The organism is Chitinolyticbacter meiyuanensis, from assembly GCF_008033135.1.
Lineage (GTDB): Bacteria > Pseudomonadota > Gammaproteobacteria > Burkholderiales > Chitinibacteraceae > Chitinolyticbacter > Chitinolyticbacter meiyuanensis.
Map to the genome: position 1 here is coordinate 416,961 of NZ_CP041335.1, position 17,628 is coordinate 434,588.

Genomic DNA, 17,628 nt, shown 5'->3' on the forward strand with positions numbered 1-17,628 from the left:
CGATCGGCGAGTGCTGATGGGGCCAATGAAAAACGGCGCCCGTGGGGGCGCCGCTCGAGTGACGGCGATACTGCCTGCCGCTGGAGTTGCTGTTATCCCCGGCTGGGCGCCATCGGCGGACGTGCCGGTTGATACCGGTAGGCCGCACCCGACACGCTGGCCGTGCGCGTGGCGTGCGGCTGCGCATTGCTAACTACTGGGAGCCGGGTGGGCGTCTGGGTGGGAATGAACTGCGTGGGTGTGGGCGGCGTTGGAGAAGGTGGCGCGCACGGCGGCAGCATGCCGCCGACCACTTCCCAGAGCGCCGGGTCGTACGAGACGGTGCCATTGGCGTTCCGATACGGTTCGTTTTCCGCGCTACTGAGGTGGGCTTGTTTTACGCCGAACAGGCCGACCAGATACGACGTGGCGCCGTTGCCAGCGACCATCTGGAAGCTGCCGCTGCGGGCATACACAACCGTACCTGCCGCGTATTGCTGCCCGGCGGTCCACGTGCCAAGTTGCGGATTCTGCGGGCATGGCATGGTGATGGTGCGTGCCGGGGTTGGCTGCACGGTCACTCGCGCCGGGGTGGGCGTTACGCCGAAGAAGCCCAACTGGCTCTCGCTCGCCACGCATTGCGCGTAGCCGGCATTGCAGACCTTCAGCCGGTAGATGCCCGATGGCATATAGACCGTAGCGGCACCACCGTAGCTGCTGCGATTGTTGAGGATGTCGTCCTGAACCCAGAGCTGGTAGCTGGAATAGGCGGCGCTTCCCGTTTCCATGCGTTCCAGATGCCAGCTGGACGGCGCCAGGCCCAACAACTGTGCATCCGCGCTCCACTGGACCGAGCCCCAGCCTGGGCTGCTGGTACTGGAGGTCAGCGTCCAGCCTATTGAACGTGTCGGGCCGGCAGGTAGCGTTTGCGGCGGCACCGGCGTTGGTGGCGGGGTGTAGTCGGGGGGCGTGGGTGTCGGGACGGGCTTGCCGACAAAGCCGCGCTCATCGCTGGCATAGCACGGCGCATCGGGCTGGCTGTCGCGGCAGACCAGCACGCGGTAGCCGCCGGGGGCCGAATTCTGCAACTCGCTCGCTACGGCGATGCCGCCATAGTAGTAAGCGCCCGCTTGTCCGGCACGCTGTACCACGGGATCGCTGAGCGGGTACAGCCGGTTGCCCGGGCCTTGCAGTGCCCAGTAGGTCGGCACGAAGGCGGTGTCGACTTCCTTGAGGGTGAAGGCGATGTCGGCCACCGTCATGCCCATTGAGTTGAATGCCCAATCGATTGGCGCGGCGGAGATCGGCGGCAGTGGCGTTGGCAATGGTGTGGGCAGCGGCAAGTACAAAGTGGGCGTGACGACCGGCGTCGGGGTTGGCGTCGCCGCGATTGGAGATGGCCTCGGGCCGCTTGGGCAAACGCCGATCTTGCGCCATGGGCCCCAGTCGTTGTTCGGGTCCGGGATATCGCCGTGTACCCACCACCTGGCTTCGTACAGGATGCCGCGGTAGCAGACGCGCAGCCCGCCGGTATACACCTGGGTTGCCGACCATTCCGGGGCCGCGGTAACCGGCGTGACCGGCTGGGCGGGCGTCGGGGTTGGTGTCGGTGTGGGATTGAACGGTGTGGGCCGCGGCGTGACCGGCAGGCAGACCGCCGGGCTGGGCTCAGGCTTCCAGTAGCTGCTGTTGCCCAGTGCCGTGCCAGCCGGAACGGTTTGCAGTGCACGGTAGTTGGACTGGCTCGGGCAGCTGGTATTGGCGTTGAGCACGACATAGACACAGGCACCGGCACCATAGCCGCTGCTGGCCGACCATAGCGTGTACTGGGTGGTGCAGCCCGTGGGCACCGGGCTCGGTGTGGGGCTGGGCGTGCCAGTCGTGGGCCCGAGATCGCGCCACAGCGTGGGCGTGGCGGCCGGGTTCCAGTTGGCGCCGACGTAGGCGGTATGGCTGACCAGCGCCTCGTAATCGCGGGTATTGAAGGTGACCTTGCTGCCGGCGGCATAGGTGGTGCCTTCCTGCCATGCCACGTAGGCATGGGCCAGGGAGGCGGGCAGAACGACCGGGCCGAGCGTGCCGAACAACAGCGCGCACGCCCCAGCGAGCTTGTGCAAGCCTGGGGTTTTCATGACTCTTCCATCCTCGTTGTTGTGATGTGCATGCGTGCGGATGCACTGAACATGCCGAAGTCATGCTTGCAGACGGCCAAAGCGGATACAAGGACCGAATGTCAGCTTTGGATGGCTAGCAGCGCCGTGGCCACGGCAAGGAGCCGGGATCAATCTGTTCCAGCATTGGCATGGCTGCACCGAATCCGGTGCCATGCTGCGGGTCGAGCACGAAGCGGCACTGCTCGCCGTGCCAGTAAAAGGCCAACTGCCAAGCATGCAGGTAACCGCGATCCGCGTCGGTACCGCCATAGCGCGTATCGCCCAGGATGGGCGCGCCGATGCTCTTCAGTGCTACGCGCAACTGGTGGGTGCGGCCGGTCAGCGGGCGCAGCAGATACAGCCGCACGCCGTTCCCGAGCCCGTAGCTGAAGAACTGGGTGATCGCATGTTGCTCAGCATCACGCGTCAATCGCCAGTTGCCACCGCGGCCCGGCGCCATGCCACCGGCGATGGTGCCTTGCTTCTTGGCCGGCCTGTGATCGGATAGCGCCACGTAATACTTGGCAATCTGCCTTGTTTCGAACAGCGTGCCGAACTGGCGTGCCGGCTGCGCGCCGCGCGCCACCAGCACCAGGCCCGAGGTGATGCGGTCGAGCCGGTGCACCGGATTCAGCTCGCCGCGCGAGAGTGCGCGCAGCTCATCCATGAAGCCCGGCTCGTCTCCTTCGCGATGGAAGCTCAGGCCGGCGGGCTTATGGCAGACCAGGAAATCGTCGTGCTCGAACAGCACGGCGACGCGCGCGGCGGCAGGAGCGGCGAGGCGGAGCGGAGTGGATACGTCGGCTGGCGGCTGCGTGCTAGAGTCCATGCTTTGGCTGCGCAGCGCGCGTTCGGGAAGGGGTCGTGAAGCTTATCATCATCGCTGTCGGTCACAAGATGCCGGACTGGATCGCCGACGGCTTTGCCGAATACCAGAAGCGGTTGCCGCGCGAGTTCGCGCTAAGCCTGATCGAGCTCAAGCCGGACAAGCGCGCCGGTAGCAAGACGCCGCAACAGGTGATGATGGAGGAAGCCGAACGCATCCTCGCCGCGGTGCCGCAAGGTGCGCGCGTGATCGCGCTCGACGAGCGTGGCGCCAACTGGACCACGATGAAGCTCACTGAGGCGATGAAGACCTGGCACGCCGACGGCCGTGATACGGTCTTCATCATCGGCGGTACCGACGGGCTCGACCCCAGCGTGAAACAGCGCGCCGACCAGCTGCTGCAGCTCTCCGCGATGACGCTGCCCCACGGCATGGTGCGGGTGCTGCTGGCCGAGCAGCTCTACCGGGCCTATTCCATCCTGCATAATCATCCCTACCACCGCGAATGATCGGCTGCCTTCATGGCTGAAGCCGTCTGGATTGCCGATGCGCAGCGCTGGCTTTTCCCACTGTGGCCGACGCACTACCATTCGTTGTTTTCCTCCATGAGCTAACCATGGATCTCTACCTCGCCTCCACCAGCCCCCGTCGCCGCGAATTGCTCGCGCAAGTGGGCGTCACCTTCGAGCGCATCACCAGCGAAGTAGACGAAACCCCGCTGCCAGACGAAGGCCCGCGCAACTATGTGCTGCGCCTCGCGCGCGCCAAGGCGGGCGCCGGCCGGGTAGCAATGTATAAACAAGGCCTGCCGATGCGTCCGGTGCTGGCGGCTGACACCACCGTGGTGCTCGGAGGCCGCATCCTCGGCAAGCCCGAAGACGCGGAAGACGCAGCTCGGATGCTGCGCGCGCTATCCGGCAGCACCCACTTGGTACTGACCGCACTGGGGCTGGCCGTTGGCAATGAAGTGGAAACGGTGCTGTCGGAAAGCCGGGTGCAGTTCGCCGCGCTGACTGATTCCCAGATCGCCGACTACGTCGCCAGCGGCGAGCCGATGGACAAGGCTGGCGCCTACGGCATCCAAGGGCGTGGCGGCCTTTTTGTGACACGGCTGGAGGGAAGCTTTACCGGCGTTGTCGGCCTGCCGCTGCACGAGACAGCGGCGCTACTGGCAAGGCACGGGCTGGGCTGGCTGGCGTAAACCGGTCAGCAACGGGTCGGGCCACTGCCGGCCTTTGCGGTGCCAGGGCGAGCGCTGAGGGCAGCGCGCCGCCAAGATGCGGTATATTCGGTATGTATATACAGTGAACCGGCGTAATCCGGGGTCAGGCTGTTGGGCCGCCAACAGACTGCTTGATGCGCTTGAGCGTGGTTGATGTTTTAGCGTCGTGCGACCCAGCGTTACCACTTCATTGGCCCTCAGCAGGTGCCACTGCCCCTTGGCCAGCTCGCCCAGCTGCAGCGTGCCGATGGCAACCGCGCACCAGTCGCAAGGTCTCCACTTGGTAGGTGGCCAGCAGCCGGCGGATATGGCGGTTGCGCCCTCCTCGGGCACGATCTTCAGCCAGGCGTGCTTGTCGCCCTGACCCAGCAGCTGGACTGACTTGGCGGTCAGTTGTTCGCTATCCACCTTGACTCCGGCGCGCAGCCGCTCCAACAGCTCCGCATTGGCCAGTCGATCGAGGTAGTCTTGGCCCATGGCTGGCCGGATCGGTGAGCCGCGCTGCCCACACGGTATCGTTGCTGAACAGCAGCAAGCCTTCGCTCGCCTTATCCAGCTGGCCCACCGGCCCTCAGCCATGGCAACCCCGCGCCTTCCAGGCAGCGGTAGCCCGTATCCCGCCCCTACTCGTCCTGCGCCGTGGTCACCATGCCGCGCGGCTTGTTCAGCATCAGGTAGACCGCGCGCTGCGCCGTCAGTGGCTGGCCATCGAGGGTGAAACGGTCCCGTCCCAGATCGACCCAAGCGAGCGGATCACGCCCCGGCCCGCAGCGAACCAGCTCCTCGGCTTGGGTGCGCGAACACATGCGAAGCTTGGAAAGCGCTTATGCCAGCTTGGCCCGCTGGCGGGTGACGAAGGGCTGGAATAGAGTATCGGTCGAGTCTTGTTGGCGTGGAGCCGAAAGCAATTGATTGAAACCAGCCGATTCTTGTAAGCGATGTGACGTAAAACGTCACTTTGGCACGGAAAGCTCCTTGAGCGGCACGTTGCCGCAGGCGTCCTCACAACCAATCGTCATCAGCACTGGTCGGAGCAGCCGGGCGTGGGCCAAGCAAAAGCCCGCCAAGGGCGGGCTTCGCTGTGATGCTGGTGCCGTTGATGTGAATCGAACACACGACCTACTGATTACGAATCAGTTGCTCTACCGACTGAGCTACAACGGCGAGGGCAAAATTTTGCCACAACCTCGAAAGCTCCGCCAGTGCTGCGGGTGGCATGGTCTATGCTCACCGACAATCAGTCCTTTTTTGGAGAGCGGCCATGCAACGAGGTTTTACTTTGATAGAACTGATGATTGTCGTTGCCATCATCGGAATTCTGGCGGCGCTTGCGATCCCCGCATACCAGAGCTACACGGCAAGGGCTCAGGCAACAGAAGCCGTGCAGTTGTTCGACGGACTAAAGTCGCGCATTTTGACAAGCTATGGCGAGTCTGGGGACCTGTCGATTCCTTCGGGCGCGCTAACCAGCGGCCAGTTCGTCGACACGATCGACAACACAGCACAGCCGAACGAGTATGTCGCTACTTTCAAAACGAACACTGCAGGAATGTTGCAAGGTCGAAAACTAAAAGTAGTATTCAACACTACCTCGTTGACATGGCAGTGCATGAACGTTGATCTGCCCGTCGGGCTCGTGCCGACAGCCTGCAACTAGGCATGGCATACTTCATGCTTGTTTCACCACGCAGGTGACATGTTGTCGCTGTGGTTAACCCTCTTTATCAAGGAGCACTCCTATGCACGCAATGAAGCAAGCTCAGCGCGGCTTTACACTGATCGAACTGATGATTGTGGTCGCTATCATTGGCATTTTGGCAGCCGTCGCAATCCCTGCCTATCAGGATTACACCGCCCGCAGCCAAGTTACTGAAGCTGTTAATCTGTTGGGTGGTCTGAAAACCCCGATTGCCGAGCAATATGCAGACAATGGCAGCCTGGCGATTCCCACCGGTGCGATCAAGACTGGCAAATATGTCAACAACATTACCACGGCGGCCAACTCCGGCCGGTATGTAGCAGATTTCAAGTCGTCCGGTGTAAACGGCAAGATTGCGAGCAAAACCATGTCATTCTCGTTTAACACGCAGACTGGTCAGTGGACGTGCTCGAAGGGTTCGGTCCCTGCCGGTATCCATCCGAAGACCTGCTCCTAAGAAAGCGAGGCGCTTTCAAGCCGGGCATGGCCCGGCTTTTTTTATCGCCTTATCGCACATGCAACACTTTGCAACCTGAAGATGAACCAGCGACCGATTCTCAAAGCGTACCTCCGGCAGCGACAGCTGCCTCTACTCCTGCTAATTGGCGCCCTTGTCGGCGTCATTTATTGGCAAGGTCTGCCGGGAACATTTTTGTTGGATGATTATGCAAACTTGCAATGGCTGCCTTCCTCCCCTGCCTGGGACTGGAACATCCTTTCGGAGCTTCTCGCCAAGCATGGGCGCGCTGGTCCTACTGGGCGCCCGGTCAGCCTTATAAGCTTCTATGCACAAGCCTCGAGTTGGCCTAACGATCCAGGGGCGTTTAAGGCCGTCAACATTGCGCTCCATATTGCTACTGGATTACTAATTTATAGCCTTTTCAAGGTGGTTTTTAGTAAAGGCCATCTCAAAATAATTGATCAAAACCAAGCCGCTTTCGTAGTGGCCGTGTTATGGCTGGCCAACCCAGCCCATATTTCAACGGTGCTGTACGTTGTTCAGAGAATGACGATACTGGCAACGTTGTTCGCAATACTGGCCTGTATTGGCTACGTTTGCATGCGAAATTCACTTCTTGAAAATAAAATCCGAAAGGCTGCTTTAATTACATTTGCCTGGGTGCTTCCTAGCCTAACACTCGCCGTACTTAGCAAAGAGAACGGCGCAACAACTCCTCTACTGTTTTTGGCGATCGAGCTGGCATGCTACTCAAACAATAAAAATTCGCAATATGTAAGATGGCTGCGCTTTGCCTTGTTCGCTTTTCTTTGTGCGATAATTTTATATCTGAGTCAGGCGCTTTTAAATCAATACAACGGGCGCGATTTCACCCCCGTTGAACGACTGCTCACCCAATTTAGAGTTGTTTCAGAATATGTCAAGCTCTGGTTATTGCCCGCCCCCGGCCAATATAGCCTGATTCATGACGACTACATCAAATCCACCTCCCTAATTTCGCCCGCATCTACAGCAATATGCGCATTTGCAATTTCCATTGTTGCGATATCTGCGTTCATCTTTCGCAAGAAAAATACCATCTTTTTTCTTGCTGTGCTTTGGTTTTTCGCTGCGCACAGCTTGGAATCTACCTCGCTCAATCTAGAGCTCTTTTTTGAGCATCGAAATTACCTGCCTTCCGTAGGTCTGAGTGTTTTAATTGTTGCAATGCTCGATTCAATTTTATGCAAATTTCCGTCGCTGAAGCAACCTATTGCGCTGGGGGGCATCGCGATAGCTTTCTCGTGGCTCTTTATATTAGCCCTGGAAGCGCAACGCTGGTCAAATGATTTTGACCTAATTTCAACCTGGAACAAAAACCATCCCCAATCTGTGCGAATGAAGGAAATGACGGCTGTTTATTTGGTGCTTTCGGATCGCGCAGATATCGCCTCGGACTTCGCCCATCAGTACTTTAACCAATCCAGAACGCTGCCGGCTGCCTTACTCATTTTCAATATCGCGTGTATCAATCCCAGGGTAAAACTTCTAAGTGTTGAGGAAATTAAGCCCCTTCTACGCAAGAGCCCGTTTGCTGTTCCTGTTGTTAACAACTTGTTGCAAATATCGCAAGATGCTTATGCCGAGCGGTGCGCTCTTCCCCTCACAACGGTCTTGGACTTACTCGCATCAGCCCACGAAAATCCTGTATACAGCCGTCATACCGAGCTTTTGATGGCTCAGGCGCACATAGCAGACAAATTAGGAGATACGAGACAAGCCGTGGCATTATTGAGGCGCGCCTTTGATGTAAGCCCTGAACCTATCTACATGATTGCCGCCACCACGATGCTTCTCGATAGCAAAGATCCAGCAATGAGACCCCTTGCACGGGAAACATTAAGGGCCGCGGTTAAGTCACTCCGCGGTAGCACTACGCCGAGTATCGATCAAAACGCCATCAACAATCTGCAGAAAAGAATCGGTGATGAGAAATGAAAAAATCCATCATCCTGCCAGCAAAAAACGAATCGTTAGGCTTGGCCAAAGTACTTCCCGAACTTCGGCAACGTTTTCCCGATGCCGAGTTGATCGTGGTCGATGACGGCTCAACCGACAATACCATCGAAATTGTGTCGCAGTATGTCGACCGGCTCGTGCGCCATCCTTACTCCAAGGGAAATGGCGCTGCGATTAAAAGCGGTGCTCGTGTCGCCACGGGCGACCTGCTGGTATTCATGGATGCTGATGGGCAGCACCAACCTGCTGACGTAGCTCGGTTGCTTGCAGAGCTTGCCGATAAACAATTGGATATGGTGGTTGGCGCCCGGGGCATGGCCTCGCAAGCTAGTCTGCATCGCGGCTTGGCCAATGTCTTTTACAACCGTTTTGCCAGCTGGGTTGCCGGGCATCGTATTCACGACCTCACCTCCGGCATGCGCGCGGTGCGGGCCAGGCTGTTTTGCGAATTTTTGCCCTTGCTACCCAACGGTTTTTCATATCCCACAACCATTACCATGTGTTTCTTCCGGGCGGGTTACTCCGTGGGCTATCTGCCCATCGTAGCACCGCCACGGCTCGGCAAAAGTCATGTGAAGATATGGCGGGACGGGTTGCGCTTTTTGCTGATCATTTTCAAGATTGGTACGCTATTTTCGCCGCTAAAATTGTTTGCGCCAATTGCGCTGGCATTCTTTCTGACTGGACTGGGATACTATGGCTACACCTACACCACGGTGGGCCGATTCACCAATATGTCTGGATTGCTGTTTTCCAACTCAGTACTGATTTTTCTGTTCGGTCTTGTCGCTGAGCAAATCACCAGTCTGATGTACCTTCGCAGCGCGGAGCAACATCAGGAAACTAAGCATGAATAAGCCAAGACTGCTGGTGTGCAGTTCTACGTTCCCAATTGCTCCTGGGGATTCTGAACCACCATTTGTATATGAGCTATGCCAGCGACTGGCGCAGTGGTTTGACGTGCTCGTGCTGGTCCCTGCCCCGCCTGGACTGCCGGGCGGTGTTACCCGTATGGGCAGGTTGCGAGTGTGCCGCTATCGGTATGCACCCCGCCGCTGGCAGAGGTTGGCCTACGGTGGCGGTATGTTGCCAGCGATCCGCCGGGCGCCCTGGCTGCTCCTGTTGCTGCCGATGATGCTTTTGGCGCAACTGTTCGTATTGGCTGGTTTACTGCGGCGCTGGCCGGCCCCGCTGGTGCATGCGCACTGGCTGTTTCCGCAGGGGCTGTGTGCAGCGCTGGCGCTGGCCACGTTGCCAGCGGCTTCCCGCCCACTGCTCAAACTCACCTCGCACGGCGGCGATCTGTTTGGTTTACGTGGCCGTCTGTGGGATACCCTGCTGGCATGGGTGCTGCGGCGCAGTTCAGCGCTCGCGGTGGTGAGTACCGCCATGGCTGAGCATGCCCAACAGCGCTTTGCTCTCGCGGAGCTGCCTTGGGTGTGTTCGATGGGCGTGGACACTACCAGCCGTTTTACCCCGCCGGTAGCCGATTTGACGCGCGAGGGTTTGCTGTTTGTCGGCCGCTTGGCAGAGAAGAAGGGGCTGGATACGCTGCTGCATGCACTGGCTCTGCTGCAGCAGCACCATGGGCTGCGCCCCGGACTGGTCATTGTGGGGGATGGCCCCGAGCGCCCGGTGCTGCAGTCTCTGGCGAATCAGCTAGGAGTGAGTGGTCAGCTGCGTTGGCATGGTCGCCGCCCTAACGCGGAGCTGGTGGATTTTTATCGCCGTGCTGCGCTTGTGGTCATGCCCTCACGGGTGGCTAGCGACGGTGATCAGGAAGGGTTGGGGTTGGTGGCAGTGGAGGCCATGGCATGCGGCGCACTGGTACTGGCGAGCGACTTACCTGCGTTACGCGATGTGATTTGCCCCGGAGAGAATGGGTTGACGTTCGCCGCAGGCGATGCGACGGCGCTTGCTTTTGCGTTGCAGCAGGCCCTGGCCTTGCAGCTGAGCTGCCAGGTGCGGCTGCAACAGGCGGCCGTGCAAACGGCCAGCCGCTTTGACTGGACCCGAGTGGCAAATGACTACAAATACTGGCTGTTGGGTGCCCAAAGACAACAAGGACGGCTAGAGGCAGATCGTGATTGAACACATGCACCAACTGCGTCAGCGGCTACGCAGCTGGCTGGCGCCACTGCGGCGTCTACCTCTGCATCCCCAATGGTTGCTTTCCCGCCAAGGGAAGGCGCGGCTCGCCTGGGTGCAGGCCCGCGCGCAAGGGCGCGTGCTGGATGTCGGCTGCGCTGATCAGTCCATGCGCAGTCAGCTTCCCGGGATCACCGAGTATCTTGGGTTGGATTACCCTTCCACCGCCACGGCGCTCTATCGCACCCAGCCAGGCGTTTTTGCTGATGCGGCCTCCTTGCCTTTAGCCGACGGTGTTTTCGACACCGTGCTGCTACTTGATGTGCTTGAGCATCTTGCCGAGCCAGAGGCTGCACTGCGTGAAGCTGGTCGGGTGCTGCGGCCCGGTGGCTCCGTACTGATCACGGTGCCGTTCTGCTACCCGCTACATGATCAACCCCACGATTATCAACGCTGGACCGAGCACGCCCTACGGCGGCGGCTGGCGCAGGCCGGCTTCGAGGTGCTCGAACTGGCCGAAGCCAGTGATGCGCACGCAGCAGCCGGGGTGACGCAGGCACTGACGCTGGGTCAGGCGGCGGTCGAGGCGCTCTCCCGACCAGGTTGGCGGCTGCTGGGCCTGCCTTTGCTGTTGGCTGGCATCGTGCTGGTCAACCTGCAGGCCTGGTGCCTCAGCCGCGTTTGGCCGGTACAGGGTCTGATGCCGGGGGCCTACCATCTGCGCGCCCGCCGCCCGCTTGCCGTGCAGCCGGCTCCGATGCCGGCCAGCACAGCAACCATGCTCTGTAGCTTGGCCGCACCGACCGAGTGCTCGTTCCCTGCCGGGGGGCGCCAATGAGGCTGTTGATGATTGCCTACTACTTCGCGCCCTACAGCCACGTGGCAGGGGTGCGCAGCACCAAGTTCGCCAAGTATTGGGCAGCGGCGGGTTCCGACGTCAGCGTTTATTCAGCGAACCCGGTGTTGTATGGTGAGGCCGTCATCACCGGCCAGGACGACGGCTTGCCGGTTCGTCACATGCATGCACCGCAGCTGGGTTCGGGACGGCTGCTCAACAAGCTGGTCTTTTTTTTGGGTGCCTGCTGGCACCTGCTACGACATGGTCGCGAGCATGATCTGGTGTATGTGTCGGGCGCGCCGTTTTACCCATTTATCTTGGCCGCGCTGTTTGGATGGCGGCTGCCTTTTGTGCTGGATTTCCGGGATTCGTGGAGCATGAATCCCGGTTTTGCCTATGGCCGGGGCAGGGCACGGCCGCTGCGGGCTTGGCTAGCGCGGCAAGTCGAGCGCATATCGATCCGCAGCGCGCATCTGGTTGTGTTCTGCACTCGGGTGCTGCTCGAGGAATATCGCGCCGCCTTCCCCGAGTCTTCGGCGAAGTTTGCGCTGGTGCACAACGGTTTTGATCCCGAAGACATGGCCGGGATCGAGCCAGTGCGCGCATTTGCCGAGAAGACTTTGGTTGTATCTGGCAGTTTTTTGGTTTACATGCCAGATTTTGCAGATCTGATTGCCAAGTTTCTGCGCAACCGGCCGGATTGGCGTTTCTTGTATCTTGGACAAGAAGCATCTAGCGTGGCAAAAACAATCGAGGAATATGGCGTTGCCAAAAACTCCTTGATATTGCCTCAAATGCCAAGGCGTCAGGCTCTGGCGCATGTGGCAGGTGCAGATTTATGCTTGCTCACCACTGGCACCCCAAATGGTGTTGGCACAAAATTCTATGAGTATATGGCCCTGCGCAAGCCTATTGCTTGTTTTGTGCCGAAAAACTCTGCAATCAAGTCTGAGTTTGAAGGCGTCGAAAATGTAGCTGCGTTTGAGCCCCCCTTTGACGTTGATGCCTTGTTTTTGGCGGAGGCATGGTTTGAAAGGAATTTGACTCGCCATTCAAAAAATCAATTTGATATGAGAACCTATGACAGATCACGACAAGCAGAATGTCTGCTTGAAATAATGAACGGATTGATCTCGTCTCGGAAATGTAAGTATCAATGAATATCCGCTATACGACAGCTGCTTATCTTTGGTATGACACTTCCACAGCGCAATTTGAGGTAAGTCATGCAGTTCAAACCCATCAACGATCGCCGCATCCGCTTGGCCGTGGTAGGCTTTGGCCGGATTTCGGGCAATTATTTCGACGCGCTAGTCCGTCATGCAGACCGGGCTGAGCTGACGGCTGTCTGTGACACCGCCCCCGCCGCATTGGAAGCCGCCGCCCAGCGTATGGGGGCAAGCCCTATGCCAGCCTTTATTCGCTGCTGGCCGAGGCACCCGTCGATGCCGTGGTGATGGCGACGCCCTCTGGCATCCATCCTCGGCAGACCATCCAGATCGCCCAGTCTGGCCGGCATGTGATCACTGAAAAGCCGATGGCCACCCACTGGGCGGACGGCATCGCCATGGTCGAGGCCTGCGACCAAGCGGGGGTGCGGCTGTTTGTCGTCAAGCAAAACCGGCGCAATGCCACGCTGCAATTGCTAAAGCGCTCGGTGGAAGCCGGCCGCTTCGGGCGGATTTATCAGGTTCATATGAATGTGTTCTGGACCCGGCCGCAAAGCTACTACGACCAAGCCAGATGGCGCGGCACTTGGGAGCTGGACGGCGGTGCGCTGATGAATCAGGTCAGCCACTATATCGATCTATTGGACTGGATTATTAGCCCGGTGGAGAGCGTGCACGCCTACACCAGCCACGCTGGCGCGGAATATTGAAGTGGAGGACAGTGCGGTGCTCAATCTGCGCTGGCGTTCGGGCGCGCTAGGTTCGGTGTCTGTGTCGATGCTGACCTACCCCCAAAATCTGGAAGGCTCGATCACCCTCCTGAGCGAACGCGGGACGGTTCGGGTCGGTGGGGTGGCTGTCAACGCTCTGGCGCGTGCCCTCATGAGCCGTATGGAATTCATTGATCTCAAATCTCAATACCGGCAGCTCAAGGCCGATATCGATGCAGCAATCCAGCGGGTGTCGAGCATGGACAGTTCATCCTCGGGCCGGAAGTCGCGGTGCTCGAAGAAAAACTGCCCGAATATGTCGGGGCACGTCATTGCATCACCGTAGCAAATGGTACCGATGCACTGCAGATCGCGCAGATGGCCTTGGAAATCGGCCCGGGCGACGAAGTCATCAGGCCGGCCTTTTCATTCATCGCCACCGCCGAGGCCACGGCACTGCTTGGAGCGCGGCCGGTGTATGTCGATATCGATCCACTGACATTCAATCTCGATCCCGCCTTGCTGGAGGCCGCCATCACTCCGCGAACCAAAGCCATCATCCCCGTCAGCCTGTATGGGCAGTGTGCCGATTACGATGCCATCAACGCGATCGCGGCCCGGCACGGTATTCCCGTAGTAAAGGACGCCGCGCAGAGCTTTAGCGCCACCTACAAGGGCCGGAAAAGCGGCAACTTGACGACGATTGCCTGCACCAGCTTTTTCCCGAGTATGCCCTTGGGCTGCGATGGCGATGGCGATGGCGATGGCGGGGCGATTTTCACGAACGATGAAGGGCTGGCCAAGGCCATGCGGCAGATTGCTCGCCACGGCCAAGAGCGGCATTATCACCACGTTCGGGTGGGGGTCAACAGCCGGCTGGATACCCTGCAAGCCGCCATCCTGTTGCCTAAGCTGGCCGTCCTGGACAATGAAATCGTGGCTCGGCAGCAGGTGAACGCAGCCTATCAGCATTGGCTGTTTGCTGCGGGTGGCCCGGACACGATGCTGAAGCTGCCGGTGGTGTTGCCGGAAAACCAGAGCGCCTGGGCGCAGTACACGGTGCAGAGCGCCTGTCGGGAAAAGATCCAGAGGGCCCTGCAGGAGCAAGGTATCCCCACCGCTGTGCATTACCCTTTGCCCCTCCACCGGCAACCCGCCGTTGCCGACCCCGCGATCACCGCCGCCGTCAGCGAAAGTGTCGCCCACGAGGTCGTGAGCCTGCCCATGCATCCTTATCTGCAGCAGGACGAGGTCGCCAGAATTGCCAAGGCTATCCACGGTGTGGCGACTTAGGCACACGCCCGGGCTGGGCGTGGTCGGCTGGTTGCAGGGGGGGGGCAGGCGCTTGGGCGAGTGGCTTGCCCGCCTGCGCCGGAACACCGCTGCCATGAGTGTGGCGGTCCTCACACTGGGCACCGCAGTGGCCCAAGCTATCAGCGTTTCGGCAATGCCGGTGCTGTCGCGGCTGTACGCGCCGGCCGAATTCGGGCTGCTGGCAATGTTCATGGCGGTGGTGGCGGTCGTAGCCACCCTAGTCACCCTGCGTTACGAAGTTCACATCGTCGCGGCCAAGGACGAGACGGCAGCCAGAGAGCTGGCGTGCCTCAGTCTGCTGCTCGCTGGCAGCCTTGGCGTCGTGGTCAGCCTTGCCGGTTGGGTATTGCCAGCTGCTTGGCAACAGGCGCTGGGGCTTGGTGCCCTGCACACCTGGTTGCCTTGGGCCTGTCTGACCGGCGTCCTGATTGCAGCCAGTGCGGTCACCATTGCCTGGTTGAACCGCCGTCAGGCCTACCGGCTGATCGCGCGGTTGCGCGTCTGTCAGAGTCTGCTGTTCTGCGGGGGGGCGATCCTGCTCGGCTTGAGTGCAATCGGCCACGGGCTGATGTTCGCGCAGATCGCCGCTGCTACCCTGGTCCTGCTATGGGTCGTCTCTGTCCTGCCACGGCCCGGTGTAGCTGATCTGCGTGCAATCGGCACTGTAGCTGCGCAGTACCGTAGCGCACCGCGTTACATGCTGCCCACAGCCTTGCTGGATGTGGTAACGATGCAGTTGCCGGTCGTATTGATCGCGACCTGGTACGGGGCAACCGAGGCCGGGCAGTTCAGCCTCGCCTGGCGGGTGCTGGTCCTGCCGGCGGCGTTGATCGGCGCGGCGGTCGGCCAGGTTTTTTTTCAGCGTTTTGCCGCCGCCTGGCCCGATGCCAAGGCTGCCCGCTCGTTGCTGTTCAGTGCCTGGAAAACCTTGGCGCTCGCCGGTGTGTTGCCGATGCTCTTGATGGTTCTGTTTGGCGAAGCCCTGTTTTCGCTGGTATTCGGGGATGCCTGGGCCGAGGCCGGAAAGATGGCTGCCGTACTGGCGCCGATGATTTTTGCCTCGCTGATCCATTCGCCGACGTCCACCACGGCGATCGTGCTGGGCGTGCAGAAGCAGGTGCTGCACTTGGCGATTCTGGTGCTGATCTACCGGCCACTTTCGCTGTATGTGGGTTGGCGCCTGGATGATATTTACCTCGGTCTGCTGCTTTATTCCGTACTCGAAATCGGCCAGATCGTCTTTTTTCAATGGCTGGTTTTGCAAAAAATAAAGTCCGGCATGCGCAAACAAGGGGGCGATCAATGAAGGCAGTGATTCTGGCCGGGGGGCTCGGCACGCGGATTTCAGAAGAAACCCACCTCAAGCCCAAGCCGATGATCGAAATCGGTGGCAAGCCGATCCTGTGGCACATCATGAAGATCTATTCCCATCACGGGATCAACGACTTCATCATCTGCTGCGGGTACAAGGGCTATGTGATCAAAGAATATTTCGCCAATTACTTCCTGCACATGTCCGATGTCACCTTTGACATGACCCACAACAGCATGCAGGTTCATCAGCGCAGCGCTGAACCCTGGCGGGTAACACTGGTGGATACCGGCGAAACCACCATGACCGGCGGACGCCTCAAGCGGGTGAACCCCTATCTGCGGGACGAGGAAGCGTTTTGCTTCACCTACGGGGACGGCGTGGGGGATATCGACATCGGGGCGCTCATCGCCTTTCACCGGACGCAGCGAGTGAAGGCCACGCTGACGGCGACCTGGCCGCCAGGCCGCTTTGGCGCGCTCGACATGCAGGGCCCGAGGGTGCTGAGCTTCAAGGAAAAACCCAAAGGCGATGGCGGCATGATCAATGGCGGTTTCTTCGTGCTCTCCCCGGCCGTGCTCGATTACATCAGCGACGACAGCTGCATCTGGGAGCGCGCGCCCATGGAGATCCTGGCTGAGGAAGGGCAACTCGCGGCTTATGCGCACCAAGGGTTCTGGCAGCCCATGGACACGCTGCGGGACCGCACTTACCTGGAGGAGCTCTGGCAGAGCGGCCAGGCTCCGTGGAAGGTGTGGAAATGAATCCGGCGTTCTGGCAGGGGCGGCGTGTCTTCCTCACGGGGCACACTGGGTTCAAGGGGGGCTGGCTTTCCCTCTGGCTGCAGCAGCTCGGTGCGGTCGTCACCGGCTATGCGCTGCCGCCGGCGACCGAGCCTTCGCTGTTTGTCTGCGCCAGGGTGGCCGAAGGCATGCATTCGATCTTCGGCGATGTGAGAGACCTAGCCGCGCTGACGGCCGCCATGCTGGAGGCTGCCCCTGAAGTCGTCATCCACATGGCGGCCCAGCCGCTGGTTCGTCGCGCGTATGCCGACCCAGTCGAAACCTACTCCACCAACGTGATGGGTACTGTGCACCTGTTGGAGGCCGCACGCCACTGCCTGACGGTACGTGCAGTGGTCAACGTCACGACGGATAAGTGCTACGAGAACCGCGAGTGGGTCTGGCCCTATCGCGAAAATGACCCGTTGGGCGGGTATGACCCTTACAGCAGCAGCAAAGGCTGTGCAGAGCTGGTCACCGCCGCGTATCGCAACGCGTTTTTCAACCCGGCGCAGTACGCTGCGCACGGCGTGGCAATCGCCAGCGCCCGGGCCGGCAATGTCATTGGTGGCGGGGATTGGTCGACCGACCGGCTGATTCCCGATATTCTTGCTGCGTTTTCTGAAGGCCGACCGGTAACAATCCGCCAGCCGCTGGCTGTCCGGCCCTGGCAGCACGTGCTAGAGCCGCTGCGCGGCTACCTTGTTCTAGCCGAGCGGCTGCATCAGGATGGCGCTGTGTTTGGGGAGCCGTTCAACTTCGGTCCCCGCAGCGAGGATGCCCGCCCCGTCGAATGGATTGTGCGCGAGCTGGCGCAGCACTGGGGCGCGGGGGCGAGTTGGACCCTCGACCCCGGTGAGCACCCCCACGAAGCGATGATCCTGAAGCTAGATATTGCCAAGGCTGCCGCCTGCCTGGGTTGGACGCCATGGTTGGCGCTCGGGCAGGCGCTGTCGCTTACGGTGGACTGGGCCCGCGGCATACGCAGCGGGCAGGACGCCCGGGTTTTGAGCCACGCGCAAATCGCTGCCTACCAAGCGGGTAGACCAAGGCCGGCCTGAACCGGACCGGATTGCCG

General features: G+C 60.1%; 19 protein-coding genes, 1 tRNA gene and 1 pseudogene. 16 read left to right on the forward strand and 5 right to left on the reverse strand.

Features of this window, described 5'->3' with window-relative positions:
* Positions 1-92 precede the first annotated feature (92 nt).
* Both FLM21_RS01865 and FLM21_RS01870 read right to left on the reverse strand, forming a co-directional pair.
* Entirely contained in the window at positions 93-2,111 is a 2,019-nt protein-coding gene (locus tag FLM21_RS01865) for a carbohydrate-binding protein (protein WP_148713939.1), read from the reverse strand.
* A 115-nt stretch (positions 2,112-2,226) separates the two neighbouring features.
* Positions 2,227-2,961, reverse strand: coding sequence for a pseudouridine synthase (locus tag FLM21_RS01870; protein WP_148713940.1), 735 nt, complete (start codon positions 2,959-2,961; stop codon positions 2,227-2,229).
* Positions 2,962-2,996: 35 nt separating this feature from the next.
* Here FLM21_RS01870 and rlmH point away from each other — a divergent pair, with 35 nt between their 5' ends.
* Both rlmH and FLM21_RS01880 read left to right on the forward strand, forming a co-directional pair.
* Positions 2,997-3,467, forward strand: coding sequence for a 23S rRNA (pseudouridine(1915)-N(3))-methyltransferase RlmH (rlmH, locus tag FLM21_RS01875; RefSeq protein ID WP_148713941.1), 471 nt, complete (start codon positions 2,997-2,999; stop codon positions 3,465-3,467).
* Between the two features lie 107 nt (positions 3,468-3,574).
* Positions 3,575-4,159, forward strand: a complete 585-nt coding sequence (locus FLM21_RS01880) for a Maf family protein (RefSeq protein ID WP_148713942.1) — start codon at positions 3,575-3,577, stop codon at positions 4,157-4,159.
* On the opposite strand, the gene FLM21_RS21050 is transcribed toward FLM21_RS01880, so the two are convergent.
* The 3 genes from FLM21_RS21050 to FLM21_RS01890 form a co-directional block, all read right to left on the reverse strand.
* Positions 4,124-4,657, reverse strand: coding sequence for a hypothetical protein (locus FLM21_RS21050; protein ID WP_222846748.1), 534 nt, complete (start codon positions 4,655-4,657; stop codon positions 4,124-4,126). The genes FLM21_RS01880 and FLM21_RS21050 overlap by 36 nt on opposite strands.
* A gap of 146 nt (positions 4,658-4,803) precedes the next feature.
* The gene (locus FLM21_RS21055) at positions 4,804-4,986 is read right to left on the reverse strand and encodes a pseudouridine synthase domain-containing protein (RefSeq protein ID WP_222846749.1); all 183 of its coding nucleotides are present in this window, start codon (positions 4,984-4,986) and stop codon (positions 4,804-4,806) included.
* A gap of 282 nt (positions 4,987-5,268) precedes the next feature.
* Positions 5,269-5,344, reverse strand: a tRNA-Thr gene (locus FLM21_RS01890).
* A gap of 97 nt (positions 5,345-5,441) precedes the next feature.
* Between FLM21_RS01890 and FLM21_RS01895 the strand changes: the two genes are divergently transcribed.
* The 14 genes and pseudogenes from FLM21_RS01895 (at position 5,442) to rfbG (ending at position 17,611) form a co-directional block, all read left to right on the forward strand.
* Positions 5,442-5,837 carry a pilin gene (locus FLM21_RS01895; RefSeq protein ID WP_187360049.1) on the forward strand — a complete coding sequence of 132 codons (396 nt, stop codon included), beginning with the start codon at positions 5,442-5,444 and terminating at the stop codon, positions 5,835-5,837.
* A gap of 82 nt (positions 5,838-5,919) precedes the next feature.
* Positions 5,920-6,336, forward strand: a complete 417-nt coding sequence (locus FLM21_RS21470; protein ID WP_281284961.1) for a pilin — start codon at positions 5,920-5,922, stop codon at positions 6,334-6,336.
* An 81-nt stretch (positions 6,337-6,417) separates the two neighbouring features.
* Positions 6,418-8,316: a hypothetical protein gene (locus tag FLM21_RS01905; protein ID WP_148713944.1), complete on the forward strand. Its 1,899-nt coding sequence runs from the start codon at positions 6,418-6,420 to the stop codon at positions 8,314-8,316.
* Complete coding sequence (locus FLM21_RS01910; protein WP_148713945.1) at positions 8,313-9,194, forward strand: glycosyltransferase family 2 protein; 882 nt, start codon at positions 8,313-8,315, stop codon at positions 9,192-9,194. The genes FLM21_RS01905 and FLM21_RS01910 overlap by 4 nt, the downstream gene beginning before the upstream one ends.
* The gene (locus FLM21_RS01915) at positions 9,187-10,428 is read left to right on the forward strand and encodes a glycosyltransferase (RefSeq protein ID WP_148713946.1); all 1,242 of its coding nucleotides are present in this window, start codon (positions 9,187-9,189) and stop codon (positions 10,426-10,428) included. Before FLM21_RS01910 ends, FLM21_RS01915 begins: the two co-directional genes overlap by 8 nt.
* A gap of 4 nt (positions 10,429-10,432) precedes the next feature.
* Positions 10,433-11,263 (forward strand): class I SAM-dependent methyltransferase, encoded by an 831-nt coding sequence (locus FLM21_RS01920; RefSeq protein WP_148713947.1) that lies wholly within the window; start codon positions 10,433-10,435, stop codon positions 11,261-11,263.
* Positions 11,264-11,271: 8 nt separating this feature from the next.
* On the forward strand, positions 11,272-12,423 hold the full coding sequence (locus FLM21_RS01925; RefSeq protein WP_187360050.1) for a glycosyltransferase: 1,152 nt from the start codon (positions 11,272-11,274) through the stop codon (positions 12,421-12,423).
* Between the two features lie 66 nt (positions 12,424-12,489).
* Positions 12,490-12,812 (forward strand): annotated as a pseudogene (locus tag FLM21_RS21625) (Gfo/Idh/MocA family protein); the annotation flags it as partial.
* 147 nt (positions 12,813-12,959) lie between these two features.
* Positions 12,960-13,142 carry a Gfo/Idh/MocA family protein gene (locus FLM21_RS21630; RefSeq protein ID WP_373281827.1) on the forward strand — a complete coding sequence of 61 codons (183 nt, stop codon included), beginning with the start codon at positions 12,960-12,962 and terminating at the stop codon, positions 13,140-13,142.
* Positions 13,143-13,158: 16 nt separating this feature from the next.
* On the forward strand, positions 13,159-13,488 hold the full coding sequence (locus tag FLM21_RS21635; protein ID WP_373281794.1) for a hypothetical protein: 330 nt from the start codon (positions 13,159-13,161) through the stop codon (positions 13,486-13,488).
* Positions 13,434-14,435, forward strand: coding sequence for a DegT/DnrJ/EryC1/StrS family aminotransferase (locus tag FLM21_RS01935; protein ID WP_373281795.1), 1,002 nt, complete (start codon positions 13,434-13,436; stop codon positions 14,433-14,435). Before FLM21_RS21635 ends, FLM21_RS01935 begins: the two co-directional genes overlap by 55 nt.
* A gap of 94 nt (positions 14,436-14,529) precedes the next feature.
* Positions 14,530-15,762, forward strand: coding sequence for a lipopolysaccharide biosynthesis protein (locus tag FLM21_RS01940; protein ID WP_148713949.1), 1,233 nt, complete (start codon positions 14,530-14,532; stop codon positions 15,760-15,762).
* Positions 15,759-16,532: a glucose-1-phosphate cytidylyltransferase gene (gene rfbF / locus FLM21_RS01945; RefSeq protein ID WP_148713950.1), complete on the forward strand. Its 774-nt coding sequence runs from the start codon at positions 15,759-15,761 to the stop codon at positions 16,530-16,532. Before FLM21_RS01940 ends, rfbF begins: the two co-directional genes overlap by 4 nt.
* Entirely contained in the window at positions 16,529-17,611 is a 1,083-nt protein-coding gene (gene rfbG, locus FLM21_RS01950) for a CDP-glucose 4,6-dehydratase (protein WP_148713951.1), read from the forward strand. The genes rfbF and rfbG overlap by 4 nt, the downstream gene beginning before the upstream one ends.
* The last annotated feature ends 17 nt before the right edge of the window (positions 17,612-17,628 follow it).